Source organism: Stenomitos frigidus ULC18 (assembly GCF_003003795.1).
GTDB lineage: Bacteria > Cyanobacteriota > Cyanobacteriia > Leptolyngbyales > Leptolyngbyaceae > Stenomitos > Stenomitos frigidus_A.
In genome coordinates this window covers 27,633-53,278 of sequence record NZ_PVWK01000123.1, presented here as the reverse complement: position 1 = coordinate 53,278, position 25,646 = coordinate 27,633, and the positions used below count along the sequence as shown (strand labels likewise).

At 50.1% G+C, this 25,646-nt stretch carries 23 protein-coding genes; 16 read left to right on the top strand and 7 right to left on the bottom strand.

What is annotated here, in order from left to right; genetic code table 11:
• Positions 1 to 241 precede the first annotated feature (241 nt).
• From C7B82_RS22645 to C7B82_RS22630, 5 genes are all read right to left on the bottom strand, one after another.
• Positions 242 to 736 (bottom strand): SRPBCC domain-containing protein, encoded by a 495-nt coding sequence (locus tag C7B82_RS22645; protein ID WP_106258815.1) that lies wholly within the window; start codon positions 734 to 736, stop codon positions 242 to 244.
• Positions 726 to 1,070 (bottom strand): ArsR/SmtB family transcription factor, encoded by a 345-nt coding sequence (locus C7B82_RS22640; protein ID WP_106258813.1) that lies wholly within the window; start codon positions 1,068 to 1,070, stop codon positions 726 to 728. The genes C7B82_RS22645 and C7B82_RS22640 overlap by 11 nt, the downstream gene beginning before the upstream one ends.
• Before the next feature lie 80 nt (positions 1,071 to 1,150).
• The gene (locus C7B82_RS22635) at positions 1,151 to 1,540 is read right to left on the bottom strand and encodes an anthrone oxygenase family protein (RefSeq protein ID WP_245940047.1); all 390 of its coding nucleotides are present in this window, start codon (positions 1,538 to 1,540) and stop codon (positions 1,151 to 1,153) included.
• Positions 1,541 to 1,712: 172 nt separating this feature from the next.
• Complete coding sequence (locus C7B82_RS32605; RefSeq protein WP_181357615.1) at positions 1,713 to 1,853, bottom strand: hypothetical protein; 141 nt, start codon at positions 1,851 to 1,853, stop codon at positions 1,713 to 1,715.
• A complete protein-coding gene (locus C7B82_RS22630) occupies positions 1,850 to 2,491 on the bottom strand; it encodes an FMN-dependent NADH-azoreductase (RefSeq protein ID WP_106258810.1) in 642 nt (213 codons plus the stop codon). Before C7B82_RS22630 ends, C7B82_RS32605 begins: the two co-directional genes overlap by 4 nt.
• Positions 2,492 to 2,687: 196 nt before the next feature.
• Here C7B82_RS22630 and C7B82_RS22625 point away from each other — a divergent pair, with 196 nt between their 5' ends.
• The 5 genes from C7B82_RS22625 to C7B82_RS22605 all read left to right on the top strand — a co-directional run bounded on the left by C7B82_RS22625 (position 2,688) and on the right by C7B82_RS22605 (position 7,956).
• Positions 2,688 to 3,560, top strand: a complete 873-nt coding sequence (locus C7B82_RS22625; RefSeq protein ID WP_106258809.1) for a helix-turn-helix domain-containing protein — start codon at positions 2,688 to 2,690, stop codon at positions 3,558 to 3,560.
• 153 nt (positions 3,561 to 3,713) lie between these two features.
• Complete coding sequence (locus C7B82_RS22620; RefSeq protein ID WP_106258808.1) at positions 3,714 to 4,778, top strand: AI-2E family transporter; 1,065 nt, start codon at positions 3,714 to 3,716, stop codon at positions 4,776 to 4,778.
• A 196-nt stretch (positions 4,779 to 4,974) separates the two neighbouring features.
• Positions 4,975 to 6,036, top strand: a complete 1,062-nt coding sequence (locus C7B82_RS22615) for an RnfABCDGE type electron transport complex subunit D (RefSeq protein WP_106258807.1) — start codon at positions 4,975 to 4,977, stop codon at positions 6,034 to 6,036.
• A gap of 68 nt (positions 6,037 to 6,104) precedes the next feature.
• The gene (locus C7B82_RS22610) at positions 6,105 to 7,481 is read left to right on the top strand and encodes a DUF2330 domain-containing protein (RefSeq protein WP_106258806.1); all 1,377 of its coding nucleotides are present in this window, start codon (positions 6,105 to 6,107) and stop codon (positions 7,479 to 7,481) included.
• A gap of 112 nt (positions 7,482 to 7,593) precedes the next feature.
• Positions 7,594 to 7,956: a hypothetical protein gene (locus tag C7B82_RS22605; RefSeq protein ID WP_106258805.1), complete on the top strand. Its 363-nt coding sequence runs from the start codon at positions 7,594 to 7,596 to the stop codon at positions 7,954 to 7,956.
• Between the two features lie 78 nt (positions 7,957 to 8,034).
• On the opposite strand, the gene C7B82_RS22600 is transcribed toward C7B82_RS22605, so the two are convergent.
• The gene (locus tag C7B82_RS22600) at positions 8,035 to 10,830 is read right to left on the bottom strand and encodes a WD40 domain-containing protein (protein ID WP_106258804.1); all 2,796 of its coding nucleotides are present in this window, start codon (positions 10,828 to 10,830) and stop codon (positions 8,035 to 8,037) included.
• A gap of 178 nt (positions 10,831 to 11,008) precedes the next feature.
• Positions 11,009 to 11,830: an MOSC domain-containing protein gene (locus C7B82_RS22595; protein ID WP_106258802.1), complete on the bottom strand. Its 822-nt coding sequence runs from the start codon at positions 11,828 to 11,830 to the stop codon at positions 11,009 to 11,011.
• Between the two features lie 1,098 nt (positions 11,831 to 12,928).
• On the opposite strand from C7B82_RS22595, the gene C7B82_RS22590 reads away from it, so the two are divergent.
• The 11 genes from C7B82_RS22590 to C7B82_RS22540 all read left to right on the top strand — a co-directional run bounded on the left by C7B82_RS22590 (position 12,929) and on the right by C7B82_RS22540 (position 25,410).
• Positions 12,929 to 13,573, top strand: a complete 645-nt coding sequence (locus tag C7B82_RS22590) for a type 1 glutamine amidotransferase (protein ID WP_219904645.1) — start codon at positions 12,929 to 12,931, stop codon at positions 13,571 to 13,573.
• Between the two features lie 286 nt (positions 13,574 to 13,859).
• Complete coding sequence (locus tag C7B82_RS35260) at positions 13,860 to 14,093, top strand: FAD-dependent oxidoreductase (RefSeq protein ID WP_106258799.1); 234 nt, start codon at positions 13,860 to 13,862, stop codon at positions 14,091 to 14,093.
• 359 nt (positions 14,094 to 14,452) lie between these two features.
• On the top strand, positions 14,453 to 15,319 hold the full coding sequence (locus C7B82_RS22580; protein WP_106258797.1) for a glycosyltransferase family 2 protein: 867 nt from the start codon (positions 14,453 to 14,455) through the stop codon (positions 15,317 to 15,319).
• Between the two features lie 219 nt (positions 15,320 to 15,538).
• Positions 15,539 to 16,606: a glycosyltransferase gene (locus tag C7B82_RS22575; RefSeq protein WP_106258796.1), complete on the top strand. Its 1,068-nt coding sequence runs from the start codon at positions 15,539 to 15,541 to the stop codon at positions 16,604 to 16,606.
• A 62-nt stretch (positions 16,607 to 16,668) separates the two neighbouring features.
• Complete coding sequence (locus tag C7B82_RS22570; RefSeq protein WP_245940046.1) at positions 16,669 to 17,682, top strand: glycosyltransferase family 2 protein; 1,014 nt, start codon at positions 16,669 to 16,671, stop codon at positions 17,680 to 17,682.
• Positions 17,679 to 18,950, top strand: a complete 1,272-nt coding sequence (locus C7B82_RS22565; protein ID WP_106258794.1) for a glycosyltransferase family 4 protein — start codon at positions 17,679 to 17,681, stop codon at positions 18,948 to 18,950. Before C7B82_RS22570 ends, C7B82_RS22565 begins: the two co-directional genes overlap by 4 nt.
• Before the next feature lie 109 nt (positions 18,951 to 19,059).
• Entirely contained in the window at positions 19,060 to 20,253 is a 1,194-nt protein-coding gene (locus C7B82_RS22560; RefSeq protein WP_106258792.1) for a glycosyltransferase family 4 protein, read from the top strand.
• Between the two features lie 103 nt (positions 20,254 to 20,356).
• Positions 20,357 to 21,664, top strand: coding sequence for a glycosyltransferase family 4 protein (locus tag C7B82_RS22555; RefSeq protein WP_106258790.1), 1,308 nt, complete (start codon positions 20,357 to 20,359; stop codon positions 21,662 to 21,664).
• Positions 21,665 to 21,790: 126 nt separating this feature from the next.
• Positions 21,791 to 22,801: a hypothetical protein gene (locus C7B82_RS22550; RefSeq protein ID WP_106258789.1), complete on the top strand. Its 1,011-nt coding sequence runs from the start codon at positions 21,791 to 21,793 to the stop codon at positions 22,799 to 22,801.
• A 427-nt stretch (positions 22,802 to 23,228) separates the two neighbouring features.
• Positions 23,229 to 24,263 (top strand): glycosyltransferase family 2 protein, encoded by a 1,035-nt coding sequence (locus tag C7B82_RS22545; RefSeq protein ID WP_181357614.1) that lies wholly within the window; start codon positions 23,229 to 23,231, stop codon positions 24,261 to 24,263.
• Positions 24,217 to 25,410, top strand: a complete 1,194-nt coding sequence (locus tag C7B82_RS22540) for a glycosyltransferase family 4 protein (RefSeq protein ID WP_106258785.1) — start codon at positions 24,217 to 24,219, stop codon at positions 25,408 to 25,410. The genes C7B82_RS22545 and C7B82_RS22540 overlap by 47 nt, the downstream gene beginning before the upstream one ends.
• Positions 25,411 to 25,646 lie beyond the last annotated feature (236 nt).

The following is a 25,646-nucleotide window of genomic DNA, read 5'->3' as shown; positions in this document are numbered from 1 at the left end:
ATATCAAGCTTGTCCATTTGAAGTATGGCGTCCATGACTCGTTTCGATGGCTCTGAACAGGGGCTGTAAAGAAATAACGTCATGGACTGTAGCGGTCAGCCGTCAGCGGTCAGCCATTAGAGAAAAGCTGATAGCTGACAGCTGATCGCTAATCCAAACGTATGCAGTTATTTTTTAACAAGTCCATAGTGGCTCCAGTTTCCTTGATAGTGTGCACAATCTGTTCTGAGGAACGTAGGCTTTACAGAGTCACTAAGTACTCGTCTAGGCAGTCGAAGCTGGAGTTCCACCCACCGATCACTCCCATTTCCTCATGTTTCCGGCGATCGTCAGCAGACGCATGCACGATCTGGAGCGTGAGTTTGGTCTTGCTGCCCAACGCTTCAAAAAGTGCCGTCATAACTATTCCCTGCGGTAAATCAACCTTCACAACCTCTTCGAAACCTTCATCAAATTCATCACTGGTGACAATGCGTTCAAAGGGCACAATTTCGCTAAAGACGCCTTTGACCGGGTATTCTGTGCCATCTGGCCCAATCATGACGTAGCGCCACTGGCCACCTGGCGTTAGATCTAGCGCCTCTACACGGGTTGTAAAGCCTTTAGGCCCCCACCATTGTGCGATGTGTTCCGGTTGGGTCCAGACCTGATAGAACAGTTCAAGCGGCGCATTGAAGATACGGGTGATCACAAGCGTGCGATCGTCTTGAGTCCCCAAACTATTGCTATGGGTCATCATATTTCTCCTGAGTTTGTAATTCGTGCAGGTAATCATCCAGCCGATCGAACCGCTCCTCCCAGAATTGCCGATAGGACTCAAGCCACTCAGCCGCATCCTTGAGTGAGTCTGCTTTGATCTGACAGGGTCGCCATTGCGCTTCCCGACCGCGTGTGATCAGTTGGGCACGCTCCAGCACCTTGAGATGCTTGGAAATGGCCGGAAGGCTCATCTGGAAAGGTTTCGCCAATTCAGTGACCGACGCCTCACCCCTGGCAAGATGAGCCAGGATCGCGCGCCGTGTGGGATCAGCAAGGGCGGCAAAAGTGACGCTCAGTTGATCGGTCGACATCTATATTTAACCGTGCAGTTAATTAAATAATAGGTTAAATGTACTATCCAGGAATGTCAAGTCCTGATTTTATCGATCCGTCATCGACCCAGCGCGATCGTAAATGTAGCGGCAGCGGCGAGTGATGCGACCGTCCGAACGTGATTCCAAAACGTCCAATTAGCAAGATAGTTGCTCCATAGGTTGGCGCCATCAGTGCTGTCTGCTTGGACGATCGCCAGCGCCTCATTGAGCGGCACATTGCATATCATCGTCACGAGAATGGTGCCGAAAAGATAGAGCAGACTGCCAACCAGCCAGTAGGCGGCACCCGGTTGCTGCCACTTTAACAGCGAGGCAACCGCCAGAAAGAGACAAGCTGCCGCCGTGCCAAACAGCACGATCATAAATAACGGATTGATCACCGTAATATTGATCGACTGCATGGCGGCAATGCCCTGTGCTGGCTGCAAGCGGGCAAGAGCGCTCATCACGAAAGAGGAGAAGGCGAAGAAGACTCCGGCTGCCAGCCCGCAGCCTAAGGCTGAAAAAAGCTTCAAGGCGAAAAGTGAGTGGGTTGTACTGGTCATCAAGCCTCCTTCGGATTACCGCTCAACGTTATGGTCTTGCATGAACAAATTAGCGAACAAGCGATCGCCACGCTTAATAAGGATTGTGGATTAAATTAAATTGGTCTAAGAGATTGGTTTTGTCGTGAAGCGATCGCTTCACCAGTAGCCTATCGTCCCAACCGACTCCTACGACTGACTGCTTTTGCAGCAAAAGCAGATGAAAGCGGATCACAACGGCTGCCCCACGAGTTGAGCCACCTGGTCACGGGCAGAGGCGATCGATTGCGCCAAACTTTTACCACCTAATTCATCATTCTCAACATGAATAAAGGTGATAGCAGTGATGCCCATAAACTCAAAGATCGTTCTTAAATAGGGGTCTTGATGATTCATCTTCTCGTTGCGACCACCGGGTTCAAAACCAGAATCCCCTCGTGCCGTAATGATCACCATTTTCTTGCCCAATACAAGCGGTTGGTAAGGGCATGCGGTATTCTCTGGCTCCAACGCAAAAGTTCGTCCCGGACGCACAATCTGATCAATATACGCTTTGAACGTACTGGGAATGCTGAAATTGTACATAGGAATGCCGATGACATAGACATCCGCCGCTAAGAATTCATCCACCAACTGATCACTGATGCGAATGGCCTCTTGGAGCTGTGGGGTTAACAACTCTGGTTGTTGAGTGTACGCGGCTGCAATCCACGGTTCATCCACATGTGGCACAGGGTGACGACCAACATCCCGATAGGTGACCGTGTCGGTAGGATGGGCTTGCTTCCACCGCTCCACAAACTCTCTGGTCATACGGCGAGAGTGCGATCGCTCGCCTCTTGGACTGGAATCAATCTGCAGAATGTGTACCATAGTTCCTCCTGATTAATGACTCGTTCAGCATAGGAAACTTACTTCTGTTGGGCTATCTGATTCCTGTGTCACTATCAAAATCTTGCGATCGATTTGCAGGTGGTGTAGCGGATGTTTCCCTGAAGGTGAGACAACAGGATCAAGCTAAATGGCGTGAGTTCGGTACAATCAAAACTAAATGCCTTGGGTCTGCCTGATGAAGACTCCCGCCACTCATGCAACTGAATCAATGTGCCTACCCGTCTTATCTAGCCGAACGCACGGTTGGGAAAATATTTTGGTCGAGCAATTTCAACATCCTGCCGGTGAGGGAAGCGCGCACTACAGCGATGAACATGCGATTTGTTTGTCTCTTGCACCGCGTCCAGTCCGTTTGCTGCAGATCAGAGGAGGCAAGACCTACGCAGGACTGTATGGGAAAGGCGATATTTCTATCACGCCTGCCAAGATGCCGTTTTTTGCTCGTTGGGATAGTGCTGACCACTACTTGCAGATTCGCCTGACGTCTCGGTTTATCCAACGCGTTGCAACAGAAACCATTGACATCAATCCCGATCGCCTTGAATTAATGCCCGAATTTCGGACTCGTGACCCACAGATTGAGGCGATCGGCATGATGCTGTTTGCCGAACTCCAGCACGAAAATTTAGGTGGCAGGCTTTATATTGAATCGCTGGCAAACGTCCTGGCAGTGCATTTGCTAAGACAGTATGCGGTGTCTAAACCTCACCTTGTCACTTACGAGGGTGGTTTGCCTGAGCGTCAACTGTTGCAAGTGTTGGAGTACATCAATGACCATCTGGATCAAGACATTAAACTTGCAGATTTAGCGTCATTGCTAGGCATGAGCCAGTTTCATTTCAGCCATTTGTTTAAGCAATCGATCGGCACACCGCCTCATCAGTACCTACTGCGGCAACGGATTGAACGGGCAAAGCAACTGTTGAAACAAACCGACCAATCAATTTTGGATATTGCCCTTTTGTGTGGATTCAGTAGCCACAGTCATCTGAGCAAACAGTTCCGGCAATGGACAGCCATGACGCCGACCGCCTACAGAGCGAATTAAATGACCCTGCTTGCATGATTGAGAGCGTTATGGATGCTATAGCTTATGAGCTGAAGCGGCCATTGCTGCCATATAGGTGTGCTTTCAGAAAGGTCTTGGGTCTGAGATACTCAACTCTATGCACCCATTGCCATTCACCTATCGCCACATACCATGCGTCCGCCACCCTCATCCCAGCCCTTGGCTCAACTATGGCAAACCTTCAGTAACTCTACGCTGCTCCACTACCTGTTGCTGTTTGGTTGTGGTTGGGTCACTGTCCTGCTGATTAATTATTTCTATGGCACGATCGCCCTTTTTACCGCTGCAGGCATTTTTGCCGCACTCTTAAACTATCCGGTGGCTTGGCTAGAGCGCTTTATCCCCAGAGGGTTGGCGATCGCGCTCACCTTCATCGGAGCCGTTGCCTTACTGCTGGGGTTGATCACGCTTGTCGGCTTGGAAGTGCTGAATCAGGGACAAGGATTGCTAACTCAGCTGAAAGAGGCGTTGAAGCAGCCAACCTTCCTGCCCTTCCGAGACTTGCTCAACCAATTGGATCTCAGTAACGTCATCGGAACGCTGCAAACAGGGTTGGCTTCTGGCTTAGGCATTGTGCAAAGCATCTTTTCCAGCGTCTTTACTGGCATTTTTGGGGCAGTCATCAGTCTCTATATGCTGATTGATGGTGAAAAGCTGTGGCAGCTATTGCTCAAGCTGGTACCTGTAGCGTCTCGCGATCGTTTTGCCCAAACCTTCCGACACAGTTTTCTTGGCTTCTTGCGTGGGCAACTGCTGTTGATGCTGTTTCTCTCGATCGCTACGTTCCTTGTCTTTTCGCTTTTAGGCATTCACTATGCACTGATTCTGGCGGTGATTGTTGGCGTACTTGATGCCATTCCTGGCGTTGGGGCAACACTTGGAGTTGTGATCATCACCTTACTGGTTCTGGCGTCTCAAGGGGGCGCGATCGCCCTCAAAGTAGTCATTGCCTGCGTCGTACTCCAACAAATTCAAGACAATATTGTGCATCCCAAAGTCATGGGAGATGCGTTGGAACTCAATCCAGTACTTTTGTTTCTGGCTTTGTTTATTGGTGAGCGAGTCGCGGGTTTGTTGGGAGTGTTTCTTGCGATTCCCATTGCGGGTATGATTGCCGCCTGGATGCGATCGGTGCGGGCGGAGACGGCCCCCTTACTGGACGACCCTTTGGAGAATGTTGTTGAGCGATCGGAGTAAGGAACAAGCCTTTAATCACTCCTGCATTCCCCATACAGGCGCACAGCCGTGCGTCCCTACCTACGCCATTCATCTTGCAACGCCGCAATGCCAATTTTTGTTACCCAACGTGTTACTTAATTTGTAACGATTCAGGGATTTCTTTTTAACAAAGTCATAATAGCAGCCATCCAACGTTCTTCACTGAGGGCTGTCGATGCTGTTATGGAATGATACCCGCGTATGGAATGATGCCCGCACGTATCAAATTCTCTTCCTGGGGCTTTTTCTGGTTGTGGGTTTGGGGACACGCGATTGGACGCTACAACCGACCATGATTGCAGTGGCGATCGCAACCTGTGTGACAACGCAGTGGGTGATGATAGCGGTCAGCCATCAGCGGTCAGCGGTCAGCGGTCAGCCGTCAGCCGTCAGCGATCACTCTGAACTCTCTAGCGCAGCAGCGCAAAGCACTACTCAAAACTCAAAACTCGAAACTCAAAACTCAAAACTCAAAACTTCATCCTTCATCCTTCATCCCTCATCCTTCATCCCTCCTTCCTCCTTCCTCTCCTCTCTCCCCAGTGCCCTCGTCACCTCATTGGGGCTGAGCATCCTGGTTCGCGCCGATCACTACAGCACGATAGTTTTGGCGTGTGTAGCGGCGATCGCCAGCAAGTTTCTCATCCGGGTAAACGGGAAGCATGTCTTTAATCCCGGCAACTTTGGCATTGTGACCGCACTCACGCTTGCGCCAGATGCGTGGGTGTCGCCAGGGCAATGGGGTGAAGAAGGCTGGTACGCACTGATGTTTTTAAGCTGTGGTGGTTTAGTTGTGGGGCGAGTCGGTCGGTGGGATACGACGGTGGCGTTTCTGGGCAGCTATGCCGTTCTGGAGGCCGTTCGCAACGTCTTGCTGGGCTGGACGTGGGATGTATGGGCGCATCGCTTGATGAGTGGCTCGCTGTTGATGTTTTCCCTGTTTATGATCACTGACCCGCGCACCATTCCGAATGCCCGGATTGGACGAGTGCTTTGGGCAATGGCGATCGCGCTGCTCACGTTTTCCCTGCGCAACTACCTGTTCCTTTCGACTGCTGTCTTCTGGGCACTCTTCGCGCTGGCACCCCTCAGCATTCTGATTGATGCCTTGTTTCCTGCCGATCGCTTTGTTTGGGGTGAGTCTCTTGGGAAGGGCGCGGAGGGAATGGAGGCAGTAGAAAGCGCAGGGGGAACAGAGGAGCAAGAAATGACTGTACTTGCCACTCAAATCTCGTAACTCAAAACCCTCGTGCTAACCGCTGACGGCTGAACGCCAAATCAACTCAAAACTCAAAACTAATCACCATGAAACCTTTACGTATTCTCATTACTTTATGTTTCACCTGTCTTGTTTGTCTGCTGGTCGCTCCCAGTGCGTGGGCGTTTTGTGGCTTTTACGTAGCCAAGGCAGATGCCAAGTTATATAACCAGGCATCGCAGGTGGCGATCGCGCATTCAGGCAATCGCACTGTACTGACGATGGCGAACGACTTTCAGGGTGAGGTGAAGGATTTTGCGATCGTGGTGCCTGTTCCTGTCGTGCTGCGAAAGGATCAAATCAAAGTTGCTGACCCCAAAATCATCGAGCGACTGGATGCCTTTAGTGCACCACGACTGGTGGAATATTTTGATGAAGATCCCTGCAACGAGGCAATGTACGATCGGGCTGTTCCCGCTCCTTCCGCAGCAGCTGGCATGGCTAGGGAAGAAAATAGAGCACGTAAGGACTCTCTGGGCGTTACGGTAGAGGCGCGTTACACCGTGGGTGAATACGACATTCTACTCTTGAGCGCCAAGGAATCAGATGGACTGCAAACCTGGCTCACCCAAAACGGCTACAAAATTCCTAGAGGCGCGAACCAACTGCTGAAGCCCTACATCCGGCAGAAGCTGAAGTTCTTTGTCGCGAAGGTCAATCTCGATGAGTACGATAAAGCCGGTTATCAATCTCTGCGACCGCTCCAAATCGCCTATGAGTCGCCACGCTTTATGTTGCCAATTCGCTTGGGGATGATCAATGCAAAAGCCGCTCAGGATTTATTGATCTACGTTCTGTCACCGCAAGGGCAAACGGAAGTGACCAATTACCGCACCGTCAAAGTGCCGTCGGATTCGGAGATTCCAGTCTTTGTCAAAAACGAATTTAGCGCTTTCTACAAAGCCATGTTCCAGACGGCCTACGATCGCGAAGATCGCAAAGTTGCCTTTATGGAATACGCCTGGGATATGTCAAACTGCGACCCCTGTTCGGCAGAACCGCTATCGCAAACTGAGTTGAAGCAAGCCGGTGTCTTCTGGCTCGATAATCCCAACAGCGACGCTATGCCCGTGCCATCAGGTAATTTCCGTCGTCCGTTTCCGTCCTCCAGCGTTTTCATCACCCGCCTGCACGTTCGCTACACTCGCGACAAATTTCCCGAAGACTTAATGTTTCAGGAAACGGGCAATCGTGACACATTCCAGGGTCGCTATGTGTTGCGTCATGCCTTTGATGGAAAGCCGAAATGTCAGGCAGCGTATCAGTATCGTCGATCGCTCCCGCGTCGCTTTGAACAACAGGCCCAAAATCTATCTCGTCTGACTGGATGGAATATTCAAGACATTCGTAAAAAGCTGCCTCAAATCGAAGGGGATGCGCGTCCCTTTTGGCAACGAATTCTGTCTAGTTTAGTGGGTCAATAGTGCTGATCGTCCTGCCCAATCGTCGAGAGGCAATAATTGTCTCTCGACAGGGGATGACGCCCCTACTAGGTTGAGGGCAGAATAAGGATGTTGCAACTGAACCCGGCATTTTATGGATAGCTTGAACGATCTGTTTCAGAAAACCCTCTATTTTGGAGCCGGATTGGCCTCGTACACGATCGAAAAAATCGAGCATCTGGATGAAAGCCTTTCAGCGCTGCAGACTGAGGTGCAGCAAACGGTGGATGAGCTGATTGTGCGGGGTGAACAGGTGGTAACGCAAACTCAGCGCTCGTCGGCCGCAACAGAATGGCAGGTTGCGCCCCTTCATCGCCGCCTGGTGATGTTGCTCAACGGTAACGAAACGTTGGCAAAACATCTGGTGGAGCAGACTCAAGAGCAGAACCCCGATCGTTCCCCAGTCTGGGTTTACGAGAAAGTCATCCGTGATCTGGAGCGCGATCGGGGCTTATAGCCAGCGATCGATGGGAGTTGTTATGCCATCGATCGCACTTTGGAGAAGATGAATGTGTCTCGCGGCGTAGACGATCGGTTAGGACGCAGTCTTAATGCCGTTGCAGAGGGCGCGATCGCTTGCCGGAACGGTTGGATTGTTCTGTAAATAGCCCTGTAGCCAATGGCAACTTTTAGCAAGAAGACCCTCTAAATCATTGAGGTTTTCTAGATTCCATACGATCACCGTATTGTCATTGCTAGCAGACGCCAGCGTCTTGCCATCGGGGCTAAAGTTAATGCCATGAATCGAGTCTCCATGTCCCCGCAAAATGGCAATGGGTGTGCCATCGGTGCGCCATAACCGCACAGTCTTATCTGCACTGGAAGAGGCGATCGTCTGCCCATCAGGGCTGAAGGCAATGCCTAACACCTTGTCGCTGTGCCCCTCCAGGGTGTGCAAGGCCATGCCATCCCGATTCCACAGTCGTATGGTTCGGTCATGGCTAGCAGACGCGATCGTCTGTCCATCTGGATTGAAGGCAACCGCATGAATCCAATTGGTATGTCCTCTGAAGACTTTAATCATGCGACCGTCTCGACTCCACAGCCGCACTGTTTTATCATGGCTGGCCGAAACCATGAACTGACCATCCGGGCTAAAGCTAACGTTGTGTACGACGTCCGTATGTCCTCGCAGCGTTTTCAACAGTTTGCCGTTCCGATCCCACGTTTTGATCGTGCCATCGCCGCTACTGGTGACGACCATCTCCCCATCCGGGCTGAAAACCACCCCAAACACTCGTCCAGTGTGCCCCTTAAGCGTTTTGAGCAACGCTCCTTTACGGCTCCAGAGCTTTGCAGTGCCATCCCAACTTGCAGTAGCAATGGTTTGACCATCCGGGCTGAACGCAACGCCATGAATTAAATCTGTATGTCCTTGCAGCGTGTTAATAGGCGTACCATTGCGCTGCCAAAGCCTGACAACCTTATCCGCACCCACAGAAACCATGACCTGGCCGTCGGGGCTAAACACAGCATTATAAACGTCCCCACGGTGCCCCTCTAAGGTTTGCAGTGAGATGCCATTGCGCTGCCAAATACGAATGCTGCCGTCTGCGCTGGCGGAGGCGATCGTCTGCCCATCCGGGCTGAAGCTAAGGTCGTAGACGCCATCCTGGTGCCCTTGAAACGTTTGCAGCAGAGTACCATCCCGATTCCATAGTTTGACTAGCGTATCGCCACCGGCTGAAGCAATGGTTTTGCCATCAGGACTAAATTTCGCCTGGTGGATGACATTCCCTTCAAAGAGCTTCGCCAACAAGGTGCCCCCCAGCGTCCAAAACTGAATGGTGCCATCTTCACTGGCTGCTACTAGCTTCTGCCCATCGGGGCTAAAATTCACACTTAAAACGGGTCGGTTGTAGCCCGCGATTGTTTTCAGTAGTTTGCCAGTCCGACTCCAAAGTTGGATGGTGTCACCATCTGCGGTGGCAATGGTTTGACCATTGGGGCTAAAACTGACATCGCGCACTTCACCTGACGATTCAAAGGAGAGATTGCCGTGATGGCTGTCAGCATGATTGTTAGGGGCAATAGGCTTCCTTGCACTGCGAGCCCCGACCAACGTCTGCAAAAGCACTCCATCTTGATCCCAAAGTTTGGTCGTACCATCGGCACTCGCGGAGGCAATCATCCGGCTATCAGGACTAAACGCCACGCTGTAAACGGCATTCGTATGCCCATCCAGCGTTTGTCGGAAGGTGCCATCTGGGTTCCAAAGCCTGACGGTGTGATCGGCACTAGCGGAGGCAAGGGTTTTACCATTCGGACTAAACTTGATTTGATGGACTTCCCCCTCATGCCCTTTCAGCGTTTGTCGGAGTGAACCATCCAGATTCCAAAGTTTGATGGTGTGATCATCACTGGCAGAGGCGATCGTTTTTCCATCAGGGCTAAAGCTAACGCCATACACAACGCCGCCATGCCCCATAAGGCGGTTTTTTTCACGAACCCCATAAATAGATTCTTGAAAGGCGTTAACCACTTGCGTTGAAAGCGGATCATTCTCTTTTCTCCAGCTTGCTTGCCGCAATTGCATACCCGCTCTAAGGCTAGTCATCAAAGCATCAAAGCCTTGCCCAGCAGCAGAGAGCAACTGGGTCGATCCGCTTTCGGCACTCAGCATTTGTTGCTCAGCCACAACCCGCTGCCGATTCGCTTCGTTCCAACCAATGCCAGCAGCGATCGCAAGTAATGCCGAGATCACACCACCTGCGGTCACACCTAACAGTAGTTTGCGCTGACGAGCCGCTTCTGCCTGATGGCTTTGCCCCACATACATGCGTTGTAACGAGGTTGGAGCAGGCATCTTGCCCTCTCCATGCACCAGCCAGTCTTCAGCACTTCTCAAGTCCTGACCGCGCAGCAGTAAACTCCCTTCTTGCCCTTTGTGATCCCACTCCAACGCTCGGGTTAACAAGCGTGTGTGTGCTTTGACATGGGCAAGATCATTATCCAGTGCCGCTGTCAAGGATTGAAACGCCTGATCGAACGCGTCCGTTTCCCGAAAAAAGATCCAGTTGAGCTTCGTTAACGCTGGATGCACGTCGTTGGGAGCCACATCTCGACAAACAATGGGCACCAACCGTTTACTGGTGGCTGCTCGCTCCAACTCTTCTCCACACACGGCTGACGCAATGGAGTCGGGGCTGAGGATGAAAATGAAATTGTTAGCCGCATCAATGCCATCGTAAACTTCTTGTCGCCAATCTGCCGTGTGTGGAATATCCTCCCAATCGACCCAGACTTTGCGATCGTGTTGAGTCAAGGCAGTGTAAAGGTTCTCTACAAAGGCTCTGTCTTTACGGGAATAGGAAATAAATGCCTCATACATAAACACCCCTGCGACGGTCTAGCTGTTGCTCATACCAGACGGATCTTGACAGAAAACTTTTATAAGAAGAGTTATACCTTTCCATGCTGTAGAAATACACACCCAATCGGGTTAAGTTTCACCCCCCGTCACAGCTGAGAGTCAGCAAGACTACAAGTTTAGTTAGCCGAACAAGCTGTTATGGCGACTCTAGCCAAATTGGATCATGGCGACGGATGGTGCCGCTCTGCAAAACCGAGGCACGGATGCCTGCAATGACGTTATTGTACTGAGCCGTTGTGCGTAAGATGCCCAGGTCACTTGGTAAACCAGCCTGTGCCAGCGTTGTCACCACACAGCGAGGACAGGCCGTATCAATACTGAGACGTACTTCATCGCCGATCGCCAGTACATTACCGACCCAGGCATCCTCAACAAACGATGCCTCATCCGACACTGGTTTGATCAACAGATTGGGGCGAAAGCGGCGCAAGTCAAATTGCCCGTCTGGATAAAGCTCCTGGAGCCGCGCCAGGGTTGCGGTTGTGATCGCATGAACGGAGCACGAATCGAAAAACGTACCAGGGGGCAAAAACAGTTCGGTGATTTTTTCCTGATAGGCCGTTCCTTCCACGTTCGGCCAATACTGATCCAGGCTCGATGTCTGCGGTGCCGAGGACAGTAGCTGCACGTCTCGACCCAGAAAGCCAGAGAGAATGCTACTAGTTTCGATCGCCTCACTGGTAATGGAGCCACCATCGGGAAGGGATACTTTGACTGGAGGCAGGGCTTCCTGCACAGGAGACTCGGTGAATGCTGCCTGAAATTCCAGCAGTTTTGCCCATTTTTTCGGGTTTTTGGCGCTGGCAACCCTACCGCTTTGCACATCCAGCAACGCATACGCTCGATCGCCCAGCAATCCACGCTCAGTGATTTCTGAAACCTCCAGTTCCTCTCCCAGCATCGACTTCACTGGATAACGCCAAAGGGTTGCCACTGAACCCACGATCGTTCGTACCATATACTGCATCTTACCTACAACCACTACCTAACGCTAGCAAGGCTAGAGCAACGTAAGAGTATCAGAACGTACATGGTTGATATGTTTTCGGATGCTGCTATGAACCAGATTACTCCATCATCAGCCTGTGTTTAAACGTCACTCAGAGCTGGTGCCCCTTCATAAAAGACGTACGGAATTTGCAAAAGACAAAAAACCTCAGATGATGACGCTCGTGCCGCCAAAACTTTGAAACCCCAACTATCTTTATTCTGTAGAGAATAAAGACATCCGCCTTTGTAAGGCTAGATTTACCAAAAAAATACAGTGTCACGTTATTCAATCAAGAAATCATGATTCAGTATGAACACGCAAAGATAGTCACACTTTTATACCGTATATTTATTTTATTGCAGAGAGTATTTACTGTACGAAGGTTGGTAGATACTTCGGGGCTCTACTGAATCTTGTTAATCTTGATGGCGTGGTAATTCCTATAGCTCCTAATAGGTAATGAGTTCTCTTATAGATAAGGAATAGATAAGGAACTACAGTGACGACTGCACCATGAATTGGGACTGAATCTTAGTAGTACTCCTCATCAATCAAGGGCATAGTTCTGGATGCATCCACCCTATCTTTAATTGACCCTATCTTTATTCGTTAACGAATAGCCATTACTAATCAAGCTCGGCTACGTATTGCGCTCGTCAGTACATTTGTTGCTATTGGTTTGTTTTTGATCAACCATTCCATGTCCTTATAATTGCTGCTAATACCATCAGTCGTTCAAAGCTACAGCTTTGAATTTGTACTTTTGATATCATTAATAGCTGCTGTATGGGAAATTAATTTTCAATTTTCCATCAATAGTATTGCTGTAAGCAGACATAAATTTATTTGTCATAAGTAACAACTCGCGATTGAAAAAAAGTTGCCTCAAGTAGTTGTTAGGCAACCGGATAGCACGCCGAAAGATTGACTCATATCAAGGCTTTGTAGTGGTAGCGCATGGTGAAAAAATGCCTACCGTTCTAATTCAGTACGCAGCACGCAGCCTTCACCATTGCTCAAACCAGTGGTGCTAAGCCGATGCTGGAATTTACTAAAGAGGTAACAATGAACAATATTTTATTACTGCAAGCAATGGCACCTGGGCTTGACAAAGCTGAGCGGGAAGCCATTTGGAACCATATTGGAGAACCCACCGCTTACCACAACTTTCATGAGCACGATAAGCCGCTTGAATTAGAAGGTTTCACTCATGTCATCTTGGGAGGCAGTGAAGTCAACATCTCCGAAGGTGAACAACCATGGTTTTGTGAGGCGCGTCGAATCATTTGGGAATGCGATCGCCAAAACATACCCTTCTTAGGTATTTGCTTTGGTATGCAATTTTTGGCTTACACCTATGGAGCAGAAATTCTGCGTCAATATGAAGAAATTGGTCCTGTCAAAGTTAATCTCAAGGTTAAACATTCTTTCTTTGGGTTCTTGCCAAAGCAAATTGAGGCAAATGCTGCTCATTTTGAATCAGTTATTAACTTGCCCAAACAGTTTTTAAACCTGGGTTATTCTCAGGATTGCCCAGTTCAGATCATTAGCCATAAAAGCAAGCTCTTATTTGGTGTTCAGTTTCACCCAGAACTTAATCAGTCATATATAAAGGCTCTGCAAGAGTCAACAAACTATAAGTATTCAGGGCTATGCCAGGAAATTGTTGGACCCGCCCGATCAATCCTTTCAAAATTTTGTTGCATATGACTTCAAAAAGCTAACTATTAGCTTTCACTGAAACTTCTGCATTGTTGACAAATACGATCAAGGAGTCAATAAGCAGTGCCTACATCAATTCTACAGCAGGTATTCAGCCTATAAAGGCAGAGAATTTGCCCTCCAAAAATGTTTTCTACGGCCCCAACGATCGGTGGCTGGTGAGACAGGTTTGCAACTTAACCGACTTCAATAGCTACAACGCTTAACAACCGTATAAAGAGCACTGACATAACTGCTAAAATGAGATGGAGATTCCCAACCTACTGAGCCCGTTATGACCGTGCGATCGTCCGTTGATTTTTTGGATGCCTTTGATGTCATTGTTTTGGGATCCGGACACGCTGGCTGCGAAGCGGCTTTAGCAACCGCACGCTTAGGTTGTCGGGTAATGCCATTTTGGGAAGGCTGGAGAATAATCGGTATGCTCGGAAGCATTGCGGCATGGATATGCCTCTTTCAGCCTTTTTTGCTTTGCCTTTGCCTAAATAGCACTACCCAATCACTCTGAAGATACTGAGCCCAATCCCAAAGACAATTAGATGACATGGGCTGCCTCAGGCAACGCTGTATCGCGCCACTAACTGACACCGTTCCCAGGGGTTTCTCAGCAGCAGGAATCTGAGGACGGTCTTGATCGATGCAGAGTTCCCTCCTCTAAAAGATGTGGTCTCTAGCTTCAAGAACGCTCAAAAAATGCAGCAAATAGCTTGGCTTTCCTGATCATAGATCTTTACGGAGTATTGGTTAGTGGGTAACGCAAGCCCTGCCTTTCGTCTTTCGAGTGTGTCATGAGGGTGATGACCCGATCGCACCGTCAAAGACCCGGCAGAAGCTGCTTTCCCCATTGACCTACAGCCTCTCGTCACTATGCTTAGTGTTATCACACCGGTTTATAACGGTGAACGCTTTATTGAAGCCTGCATGCAGGTTGTCATTGATCAGCAGTGCCCCGACATCGAACACATCATTGTCGATGGTGGCTCGAAAGACAAGACAGTAGATATCGTCAAACGCTACGCCGGGCAGTATGCGCACATTCGCTGGCTCTCCGAGAAAGACCAGGGACAATCCGATGCAATGAACAAGGGCATTGCGATGGCTAAGGGAGAAGTCCTAGCAATCTTAAATGTTGATGACCACTACGAGCCAAACGTTCTAAACCGTGTGTCAGAGCTATTTAAAGCGTTGCCAGAGCCGAGCTTGCTGGTGGGAAACTGCAATATTTGGGACCCAAACGGATTTTATGGAGTCAATCAACCGAGCAAATTAAAGCTCGTAGACCTGCTTTTAGGCAGACGTATTAATCAGTATCCAGTGAACCCATCCGCTTATTTCTACCATACGTCTTTGCATCAGACGGCAGGTCTTTATGACGTTAGCGAACATTACGCAATGGATCATGATTTCCTGTTTCGGGCTGTTCAAATAGCCAACATTAAATATGTTAATGAAACCTGGGGAAATTTTTGTGTTAGTCCAGGCACCAAGACGGCTAGAGATCACAGCAGCGGTGAGGGTCCGCGTCGTGTGCAACGCTTAATTCGGAAGTATCGAAAGCAGCTTCCATGGCATCAGAGGCTAGCAGTAACAGCCATCTACGAATTGGATAGAACTTTAGAACGCGTTCGCTACTTCTGCAAAAGACCTGAAGAAATTATCCCAAAAGTTCAAGCGAAAGTTGCTCAAAGCCGTCTTCGAGTCACGGCTAGAGTGCTTGCTGAAAGACGATTTTAGTATGAGAAAGGTGGCAGGAATGGCACCTTTAAAACTTTGCAAGACTAGGATTATTCCTACATTCATCCTCCTCGTCCACTGATCGCTCACAATGGCTAGAACATGACTCAAACACTAACATCAAAGGCTTCTTAAACCAAGGCTTCTGGCCACCTTTCAGAAATTAATTGATTCTAGTAAAAAGATCATCCTTTAATTTCGCATCATTTCAGGAGAGCAATGAAACCTCAGCCACTTGTCAGCATTGTCGTCAGTAATTACAACTATGAACAGTTTATTAGCGAAACGATTCATAGTGCTCTGAACCAATCCTATCAACCGATTGAAGTCATCGTGGTTGATGATGGCTCCACTGATCGATCGCGCGATGTGATTGCATCATTTGGTAGTCGTATTACCAGCATCTTGAAAGAAAACGGTGGGCAGGCGTCAGCTATGAATGCTGGTTTTGCTGCTGCCAACGGTGAAATTGTGATGTTTTTAGATAGCGACGATGTGTTGCTACCCGACACATTTCAACGAGTGGTCGAAGCTTTCCAGTCGATGCCTGACGTCGCAAAAGTGCAGTATCGGTTGCAGATCGTTGATAAAGATGGCAAACCCAATGAAGAAATTGTGCCAGCGAAACATTGGGCTATGCCAACAGGTGATCTCAGGCAGGCAGCTTTAAAGTCTGCAGGCTATATTTATCCACCGACCAGTGGCATCGTGTTCTCGGCTGCCGCCCTTCAGCAAATCATGCCGATGCCAGAACCGCCATTTCGTGTCTGTGCTGATATCTACCTCAATGAGCTCTCTGTGCTAACAGGTGCGATCGTATCTCTGGATGAAGTCGGTGCCCACTACAGAGTGCATGGCAAAAATAATGTTGGTAAAGCGACGCGCGAAGTGCATCCAAAAGATATGCGTGAGTATCTTGCCCGGATGAATGCAATCCATGTTCGGAAAAAGTCGCTTGTAGCAGCCCTTTATCCTGATCTAGCCTATGACCCAACACAGGACAAGGGTGGCTTTTTAACCGCTCGCATTATTTCACGTAAACTAGACGCCCCAAGGCACCCCTATCCAAACGACAATCTGGCCGTTTTATGCGTGCGTGGGTTCCTGCATAACATCACGATGAATCATCGTCGTAAACACGTTGGCGTTTTATTAGCTTTTTGGCACCTGGCAATGCTTCTGGCACCAAAGCCAGCGGCTCAAAAGATGGCAAATAATCTCATTTATGCAGACAGCCGAGGACGGCTGATGAATACGCTTCGGAAAATGGTGCAGCTTTTTGGTTAGCACGCGTTGTGTCAATGCTTGCAATGATGACTGGTCATTGTGCCACTAGCAATAAATTAAAGATGCAAACCTCAATTAACGTGATTCCCTTAGTCAGTCTTATTATCAACAACTACAACTACGATCGCTTTCTAGCACACGCGATCGACAGTGCCTTGAGTCAGACGTATAAAAACGTTGAAGTCATTGTCATTGATGATGGCTCTCAAGATTCCTCTCAAGCAATCATTGCTAGCTACGGCGAGAAAATTGTTGCCATTGCCAAAGAGAATGGGGGACAAGCCTCTTGTTACAACATTGGGTTCGCCGCCAGTCACGGCGACATCATCTGCTTTCTGGATGCGGATGATGTTTTTCTGCCCCATAAAATTGCCGAAATTGTTGCTGCTTTTCAACGCTCCGATAACATTGGCTGGTGTTTCCATAGCCTTACACTCATCGACCAAGACAATCACTCCCTGCCTGGCACAACCACCGTCAACTATGTCACCCAGGCCTGTGACTTTCGCGCTTTGCTGACAGCAGGCAAAATGCCTCCCAACTTGCCTCCCTCGTCCTGCCTCTGTTTCCGGCGATCGCTCCTGGCTCAAATTCTCCCTATGCCGACCTCAAAAGCACTCCGCGCCGGAGACAACTACGTGAAGTTTGTTGCCGTTGGGCTGAGCCAAGGGTTTATGTTAGCCGACTCCCTCACCCTCCAGCGAATACACGATGCAAACATGGTGACCATGCAGCCCCAAAAAGCGCATTTAACCGCCAGAGAGTATGCCTATACAGGATCTTGGCTGAGGCGAGAATTTCCCGAGTTTCGTAAGTTTGCCAATAAATTGCTCTCGTTAGCCATTTGCATCACTTGGCGTCTTGTAGACAGCGATCGTGAAAATACCCAAACCATTCAAGACTATCTGTCTTGTAGCACCGCTCTGGAAAAGCTGAAAATCTATCTGCTGGCAATCTACTACACCCGAAAAACATTGATAGTCAAACTGCTGCGTGCCATCTCACAGTTCCTTGTTGCGAGTAGCCTCTACCAACCCAGTCGCAAGCTTGAGACCTCCAACCGCAAACCCTTATGACTCAACCCTTTCGCTTAGGCGTCGTCTTCACCCATCCCACCCAGCACCACGCACCTCTGTGGCGCAAACTCAACCAGCAACCCGGTGTTTCGGTCACGGCTCTTTATTTGTGCAACGAAAACCAGGTTGGGGGCGATCGACAACTGGGTAGCAGCCAACCGTGGGATGTGGATTTGACCAGTGGCTATGAGTATGAGTACCTCAAAACCATCAACGGCACCATTGCCTCCAGCATTGAGCGCGGCTTATTCAACCCAGCCCTGATCGATCGCTTGACCCCACAAAGCTTTGATGCCGTTTTTATCTCCAGTTTTTATACCCTGTCTTATCGGTTAGCCGTCCTGCTCTGCAAGCTCCGCAAAATTCCCATCTTGATGCAGAACGATGCCACCATCATCACCGACAGTGACACCAGCTATGCGCGAAAGCTTGCCACAGCCGTCTTATATCCCTGGATGTATGGGTTAGCCGATTATTGGATTGCAAGCGGCGACCATAATGAAATCTATCTGCGCCATTACGGGGTGAGTCGCGATCACATCGTGCGTGGTTGCTATCCTGTCGATCGCGAGCGGTTTGAACAAACCATCGCCAGTCAGCAGGACGAGATTCCCATCATTCGACAGCAGCTCGGCTGGGATGATCAAACCATTCTCTATGGGTTTGTCGGCAAATACATCGATCGCAAAAACCCCTTTGAATTCATCGATGCGATTGCTGCCGCACACCAACGCGATTCGAGAGTGCGTGGCATTATGATTGGCGGTGGCGACCTGGAACCCGCCATCAACCAACGGTTGGCCGAGCTGCATGGCGAAGTGCTTAACGTTGGCTTTGTGAATCAGAGCAAACTACCGCTCTACTATGCTGCCTTAGATGTTTTCGTCTCCACCTCCTGGATTGATCCCCATCCCTTAGTCGTCTCCGAAGCCATGGCGGCAGGGTGTCCCGCGATTTTGAGCGATCGCTGCGGCAACTGGGGCTATCGCGATACCGTTCAGCACCGCTACAACGGTCTGGTCTACCCCAGTGGTGATGGCACTGCGCTAACAGACGCCATTCTGGCATTGACGGATGCCTCCACACGTCAAATCTATAGCCAGCACGCCAAAGCCGTCTTTGCGCAGCAAGACCTGGATTGTGAACTCAATGCCTTTCTAACGCTAATGGCGCGGATCAACGGTCAGCCGCTAACCAACACCGAGATACTTGCTGCCCCGCTGCCCGAACCCCTTGCGGTGACTGCAAAGGAGGTTTCCACACCATAAATCCTTTAGCCATATCACGTAGGGGTACACGGCCGTGCGCCCCTACAGGGAAGACGAATCCCCGGTTACTGTTTCTGCTCATGCCCCTGCTTATCTCCCGGAGGAACCGATGCGCGTTGCCATTGTGCGCCCCATGCCCAACTTCAGTATGGATACTTATGCAGACGGTCTTATCGCCGGACTGACGATCGTGCGTCCTGATTGGGAGATTACCGAGCTAGTGCCCCATCCGGCCGATCGCCGGAGTCGATCGATCGTGCTGCGAGCCCAAAAAGCCTACGAACGCTTCTGGCGGTTTCCCCATGCCGTAGCTCAGCAACCTGCCGATCTGGTGCACATCATCGACCACAGCGAAGCTCATATCGTGCGCTGGGTCAAAAAACGTGGGATACCCGTTGTGGTCACCTGTCATGACTTAATCAACTTTTTTTACCGCGACAACCTGCAAGGCTCTGTGCAAGTGCCGTTTGTCAGCACTGGATTATGGCAGCGATCAGTCAGAGGCATGAGCCAGGCAAATCATGTCGTCACCGTTTCCGCGGTCACCGCTTACGACACGACCCAACTGTTAGACATCGATCCATCTCACATCACCGTCGTCCCCAATGCGGTTGAGCCTATCTTTCAGCCCACCACTCCCCAGCAAACCGAGGCGTTGCGGCAGCAGCAGGGTGCATCGGCTGAAACCATCTGTCTGCTCAACGTTGGGTCAAACCATCCCCGTAAAAACCTGATCGCCATTCTGCAAGCGCTAGCCAGTCTGGTGAAACAGGGGCTGCCCGTTCAGTTCTGGAAAGTGAGCGCCGACTTCACCGACGAGCAAAAAGCCTTCATCCGCGATCGGGCCTTAGAACCCTATATTCGCTACCTTGGTAATCCTGATAAAGCCGCGCTGGTCAAAATCTACAGCGCTGCCGATGTGCTGGTGGCACCGTCCCTACATGAGGGCTTTGGGCTGACGCTCCTCGAAGCCATGGCCTGCGGCACGCCCGTCATTACCGCTAACTGTTCCGCTATGCCCGAAGTAGCCGGTGATGCCGGGATTTTAGTCGATCCCAACGACAGTCAGGCGATCGCCAATGCTGTTACTCATTTGCACAACGACCCGGCGTTTTACCAAAGCCTGGTTGTCAAAGGGCTCGATCGCGCCAAACAGTTTACCTGGGAAAACACCGCTGCCCAAGTTGCCCAGGTCTATGAACAGTTGCTAAGAGCCAACCGCGATCGCACCTTACCCACCGTGAGTATGCCCCTCACTCAAGGTCGTGTGAGCGATCGCCCCACCGCCATATCCAACCTCTAAAGCGGCTATCTAACGGTTGCAAAGCCTTACGTCACTAACAGCCTCCCCCGCTCCCCGTCTTTCCTCAGATCCCCTGCCTCCTCACTCCTCACTCCCCACTCTCATGAACATCCTCATCTCCGCCTACTCCTGTGAACCGGGCAAAGGGTCTGAACCTGGCGTTGGTTGGAACGTGGCACGGGAAGTTGCCAAATACCATGACGTTTGGGTGTTGACCCGCCCTGATGAAAGCGGAGCCGTCATCGACGCTGAGTTAGCGCGTCACCCAGTGCCGAGCCTGCATGTGGTCTACTGCACACTCCCCTTCTGGAAGGACAGCATGCGTTGGGGACAGTCTGGTGCGATGCAAATTCACTACTATCTCTGGCAAATTCAGGCCTACTTCGTGGCTCGTCGGCTGCACCGCGAGATTGGGTTTGATATCGCTCACCACGTCACCTTTGTGCGCCATTCCACCCCTAGCTTTCTCTCGCTGCTGCCCATTCCCTTTATTTGGGGGCCTGTAGGCGGCGGTGAGTCGGCACCCAAACCGTTTTGGAACGACTTCAGCCTGCGTGCCAAAGTGTACGAAACGGCACGTGCCTGGTTTCGTGGCATCGGTGAACATGATCCCTTTACGCGCCTGACCGTTCGCCGCAGTACGGTTGTGCGAGCCACGACCGAAGACACCGCTCAACGGTTGCGTCAATTGGGCGCCAAACAGGTGCAGATCATTTCCGAAACAGGGTTGCCTGATGAGGAACTATTGCGACTGGCTCAATACCCGATGCCTGCCAGCAGCTACCCGGTCAAATTCATTAGCATGGGCCGACTTTTACATTGGAAAGGCTTTCACCTGGGCGTGCGTGCCTTTGCAGCTGCCAACCTACCCGACGCCGAATATTGGCTTTGTGGTGAGGGTCCTGAGCGAGAACGCCTACAAGCCCTGGCAGCAGAGTTGGGTGTGGGCGATCGCGTCGAATTTTTCGGACGTTTACCGCGTCAGCAAAGCCTAGAGAAGTTGGGCGAGTGCATCGCGCTAGTGCATCCCAGCCTACACGATTCTGGCGGTTGGGTCTGCCTGGAGGCAATGGCAGCCAGCCGTCCAGTCATTTGTCTCGATCTGGGTGGCCCAGCCGTTCAGGTGACAGAGGAAACGGGCTTTAAGGTGGCAGCGGATACCCCCGACCAGGCCGTTACCGATTTAGCAGTGGCAATGCAGCGCCTGGCAACCGATGTCGACTTGAGAGTGCAAATGGGCAAAACTGCCCGTCAACGCGTTGAGCAAGTCTTTGCCTGGGAACGGGTTGGGCGATCGTTGGCTCAACTGTATGAAGATGTGGCGACTCAAGCGGCAATAGTCTCCAAGCCGCTTCACCGCCAAACCGCTCCATCAGCAGCGGTCGGGTTGCAAACAACCAAGCCGGAATAGTCACAAGGCAACAAAGACTTAGTCTTTGTTGCCTTGTGACTCAATGTTTAACCGTTCAAAGTCCTTAAATTTTCTTGTTTAAGAAATTAAGTTCTACGGCTATTAACTAACAGTGAGGCTCAAGTGATGACTGATCTTCGAAGCGTCTTCTTAATACTATCGCCAAAATCGTTGCCCTACGCCAGCATTTGCTTAGAGACGTTGTTCTCTAACGCCTTAGAGGCGCTCAATATTAAGTTAATTACAGATTCAGAAGAGGATAAAAAAGATCTTGCTCATGCACTAACAACGATTGCTAACCCACAAAATCATCAATACCAGATTTTTAGCAAACGTGAAGCAGATGATCATGCTGCTGAACAGTTTCGCGATCTACCTCATCTGCAAGCATTCAGAAATGGACATCCTTGCTGGCGTAAAATCACCGATCCGTTACTCTTCGCGGCAGTTGGTGAAGAGATGATTATTCTTGATCCGGATCTTTATTTCCCAAATAAATTTACGTTTGAGTCTACTCCAGAGACAACATTGCTTTTAATGTGGCAACCGCCTAGCTGCTTGCAACCATTAGAAACAGTGCGAGCCGCTTTTAATGCTTCTGTTAAACTGGCACACCACGTTGATATTGGTGTAGCTCAATGGCGAAGACCCGTTGAGCTAACCTGGCTAAATTGGTTGTTAGGCGAATTGGGTGGCGAAGCGATTCCCAACTCTATGTTTGTTGAGGCGATTGTTTGGTCAGCCCTGGCGATGAAATTTGGTGGAGCCTATTTGGACACCCAGCGCTGGCACTGCTGGTATAACGATCACTGGAAACGCCTGTTGATTAAAAGCGGTTTTCCGGTTACTCGCCTTCTAGAGATGGAAAATATGAAGCAGGCGAAGTGTTTTCATGCGACAGGCCCCTGTAAGTGGTGGTTGAAGGAAGCCTGTGAATCAGGACGGTTGAAAGGTGGGAATCGATTAGATCAGCCTTCTAAATTGTCTCCACTCACAGAATTTACCCCAGGTAGATATCAGCTAGAGCAAAATATTAAGGGCTTTCTTAAAAAAATTGGCTATTACTCGCTGATTAATCCTGCCTGGGATGAACTTGAGAAACCTCGCCGTACTGCTAGTGGTGGAAAAAGCATGTAAGTTGAAGCGGGTGCATCCCACTTTTGTAGCCCTCACCCTAAATCCCTCTCTCGCCCTGGGAGAGGGATTTTTAATCCCCCACCTCCTTCTCCTAAAACGGGCGAAGGGGGTGGGGGATGAGGGCAAACTTGCAGGGATGCTCCCAGTTGAAGCGTGCTGAAAATAGGTTTTAAGCGGTCGTGAGAGGTGATTTTCAGAGTGAGCTTTGCCTGCTTTAATTCAGCCGTTAATATTCTATTTGAGTGCTGTAATTCGAGTTTTTTAGTTACTTTAATAAACGAATATTTCCAATGTTTAAACCGTCCATTCCTTAGATATCTGTTGTGGTTATTGCGATAAATTCAATCCAAGCTAAGTAGATGTAAAGTCAATCTTTGGCTTACTCCACATTCACCAAGCACGGTTGAATCTCATGATTAGTGTCGTAATGCCTTCTTATAATGCCTCTGCATTCATTGCTGAAGCGATCGAAAGTATTCTCAATCAAACGTTTCAAGAGTTAGAATTGATTATCGTAGATGATGGCTCGATCGATGACACCGTTGAGATCATTCAACGCCATCGCTATCGCGATCAGCGACTACGCTTAATTCAAATTCAACATGGCGGCATTTGTCAGGCGTTAAACACAGGTATCAAAGCTTCAAAGTATGGCTGGATTGCACGTATGGATGCCGATGATATTGCCGTGCCAACTCGTCTGGAAAAACAAATGAAGGCGGCTATAGCTAACCCCAATGTGGTGGTTTGGGGGTCGTATGTGCATCACCTAAGCTTAACTGGTGAAGTGCTGAGCTTACAGCGGCAAGGACCATTGACCGAACACGAATTCTACAGCCTGAAAGAGGCAGGTGAAATTCCTTTCGTGATTCATCCAACGATGTTCTATAAAAAGGATGCTTTATTAGCCGTTGGTGGTTATGACTCTCAAATAGCCCTTGCTCAAGATCTCGATCTTTTGAGCCGTCTCACAGAATATGGCCCCATTCTTACGGTTCCAGAGCCATTGCTGCTCTATCGCATGCATCAAAAAAGCTCGTCGATGGAGAAATTTTTCGCCCAACAGTTTTTCTCCAGATACATTGTGGCGCGTCACCATGCACGCCTGAATGGAACGCCATTGCCGGTACTGGATGCGTTCAAGCAGGCAGAGGCCAATACCCCCTTCATCGCTCAATTTAGTCAAAAAGTGCATCTCTGGGGACAGTTTTATTACCGCAAAGCCGGTCTACATGTTGCTGAAAAGAAGTATTGGCGTGGCGGGTTTTACTTGAGCCTTGCGATCGCCACCCACCCCACCTATGCCATTCAGCGCCTCTGGCAGCAGAAATTCTCTCCTGAAGCGCGGCGGGCTTTGAAACAGGTCAGTACAAGCGCTGGCAATAGCCATCCTGAACTCGATAGGAGTCCTCAATATGCACATCTTAGCCGTCCACAATCTCTACCAAATTCGCGGCGGTGAAGATGAGTGCTATGAAGCCGAGATCAAGCTGTTAAAAGATGCAGGGCATGAGGTCGATGCCTATGAAGAAACGAACGATCGCGTTGCTAGCTTGAGCAAAGCCCAAATGGCAATCAAAACGGTGTGGTCTCAAGACGCCTATCAAGCCGTCAAGCAGCGTCTAGCGCAACAGACCTACGACGTCATGCATGTGCAAAACTTCTTTCCCCTGATTTCACCATCGGTTTATTATGCCGCGCGTGAGCAGGGGGTTCCGGTGGTGCAAACCTTACACAATTATCGCTTGCTCTGCCCCAATGCGCTGTTCTTCCGCAACGGCAGCGTATGTGAAGACTGCCTTGGCAAAGCTGTACCCTATCCTGGCGTCTTGCATGGGTGCTACCGCGAAAATCGCCTCGCGAGTGCCGGCGTGACCGCCATGCTGGCCTTTCACCGGGCCAAGCAAACCTGGACAGAGACGGTCGATCGCTACATCACTCTGACTGAATTTGCGCGCCAGAAATTCATTGAAGGGGGCTTACCCGCCCACAAAATTTTCGTTAAGCCCAATTTTGTTGATCCTGATCCGGGTGTGGGTGAGGGTCAGGGCGGCTATGCCCTCTATGTCGGTCGGCTCTCGGTTGAGAAAGGCTTAGACACACTCCTGGCTGCCTGGGCACAATTAGAACATCCCCTGCCGCTCAAAATTGTGGGCGATGGCCCCTTAGCCGATCAAGTGGTCGAAGCAACCCAACGCATGCCTCATGTTACCTGGTTAGGACGGAAACCCATGACAGAGGTGCACGCCCTCATGGGCAACGCGATGTGTTTGGTCTTCCCCTCTAAATGGTACGAAACGTTTGGCCGGGTGGCGATCGAAGCCTTTGCCAAAGGTACGCCTGTGGTTGCTTCAGACATTGGTGCCATTGCCGAGCTAGTGGAATCGGGTCGTACAGGGCTTTTGTTTGAACCGGCGAGCCCACAGGCGTTAGCAGCCAAGGTGGAATGGTTGCTAGCAAACCCGGCCAAGTTGGCACACATGCGTCAGAACGCAAGGGCTGAATTTGAAGCGAAATACACGGCGACAAAAAACTATCATCAATTGATGGCGATTTATGCAAGTGCTGACACTAACCTCCCGGACACTAATCTAATGCTGACGCAATAAGCGGCTACCACACCGATGCCACAGAAAAGCTGCTGAAACTTCACGGGTACTTTCCTGATCCGCGCGACCGACTCACTAATAAAGAAGTAGGGATATGGCACTGATGTATCCCTATCCGAAGATGGCAAGTAGATCACCAGAAAGGGCTCAATGAACACAGACGCAGGCACATATCAAGAACAGAGCGGACTGATCAAAGGCTCAACGCTTGTCCTTATTGCGTTCGCTACCGCTTT

Bases quoted from the DNA above. Each gene is read 5' to 3' on its own strand.
- C7B82_RS22560 (WP_106258792.1), top strand. From the start codon at position 19,060: ATGCGCGTTGCCATTGTGCGCCCCATGCCCAACTTCAGTATGGATACT.
- C7B82_RS22645 (WP_106258815.1), bottom strand. From the start codon at position 736: ATGACCCATAGCAATAGTTTGGGGACTCAAGACGATCGCACGCTTGTG.
- C7B82_RS22615 (WP_106258807.1), top strand. From the start codon at position 4,975: ATGCTGTTATGGAATGATACCCGCGTATGGAATGATGCCCGCACGTAT.
- C7B82_RS22630 (WP_106258810.1), bottom strand. From the start codon at position 2,491: ATGGTACACATTCTGCAGATTGATTCCAGTCCAAGAGGCGAGCGATCG.
- C7B82_RS22640 (WP_106258813.1), bottom strand. From the start codon at position 1,070: ATGTCGACCGATCAACTGAGCGTCACTTTTGCCGCCCTTGCTGATCCC.
- C7B82_RS22595 (WP_106258802.1), bottom strand. From the start codon at position 11,830: ATGGTACGAACGATCGTGGGTTCAGTGGCAACCCTTTGGCGTTATCCA.
- C7B82_RS22605 (WP_106258805.1), top strand. From the start codon at position 7,594: ATGGATAGCTTGAACGATCTGTTTCAGAAAACCCTCTATTTTGGAGCC.
- C7B82_RS22625 (WP_106258809.1), top strand. From the start codon at position 2,688: ATGAAGACTCCCGCCACTCATGCAACTGAATCAATGTGCCTACCCGTC.
- C7B82_RS22555 (WP_106258790.1), top strand. From the start codon at position 20,357: ATGAACATCCTCATCTCCGCCTACTCCTGTGAACCGGGCAAAGGGTCT.
- C7B82_RS22575 (WP_106258796.1), top strand. From the start codon at position 15,539: ATGAAACCTCAGCCACTTGTCAGCATTGTCGTCAGTAATTACAACTAT.
- C7B82_RS22540 (WP_106258785.1), top strand. From the start codon at position 24,217: ATGCACATCTTAGCCGTCCACAATCTCTACCAAATTCGCGGCGGTGAA.
- C7B82_RS22635 (WP_245940047.1), bottom strand. From the start codon at position 1,540: ATGAGCGCTCTTGCCCGCTTGCAGCCAGCACAGGGCATTGCCGCCATG.
- C7B82_RS35260 (WP_106258799.1), top strand. From the start codon at position 13,860: ATGACCGTGCGATCGTCCGTTGATTTTTTGGATGCCTTTGATGTCATT.
- C7B82_RS22550 (WP_106258789.1), top strand. From the start codon at position 21,791: ATGACTGATCTTCGAAGCGTCTTCTTAATACTATCGCCAAAATCGTTG.
- C7B82_RS22600 (WP_106258804.1), bottom strand. From the start codon at position 10,830: ATGTATGAGGCATTTATTTCCTATTCCCGTAAAGACAGAGCCTTTGTA.
- C7B82_RS22580 (WP_106258797.1), top strand. From the start codon at position 14,453: ATGCTTAGTGTTATCACACCGGTTTATAACGGTGAACGCTTTATTGAA.
- C7B82_RS22565 (WP_106258794.1), top strand. From the start codon at position 17,679: ATGACTCAACCCTTTCGCTTAGGCGTCGTCTTCACCCATCCCACCCAG.
- C7B82_RS22620 (WP_106258808.1), top strand. From the start codon at position 3,714: ATGCGTCCGCCACCCTCATCCCAGCCCTTGGCTCAACTATGGCAAACC.
- C7B82_RS22570 (WP_245940046.1), top strand. From the start codon at position 16,669: ATGCAAACCTCAATTAACGTGATTCCCTTAGTCAGTCTTATTATCAAC.
- C7B82_RS22590 (WP_219904645.1), top strand. From the start codon at position 12,929: ATGAACAATATTTTATTACTGCAAGCAATGGCACCTGGGCTTGACAAA.
- C7B82_RS22545 (WP_181357614.1), top strand. From the start codon at position 23,229: ATGCCTTCTTATAATGCCTCTGCATTCATTGCTGAAGCGATCGAAAGT.
- C7B82_RS22610 (WP_106258806.1), top strand. From the start codon at position 6,105: ATGAAACCTTTACGTATTCTCATTACTTTATGTTTCACCTGTCTTGTT.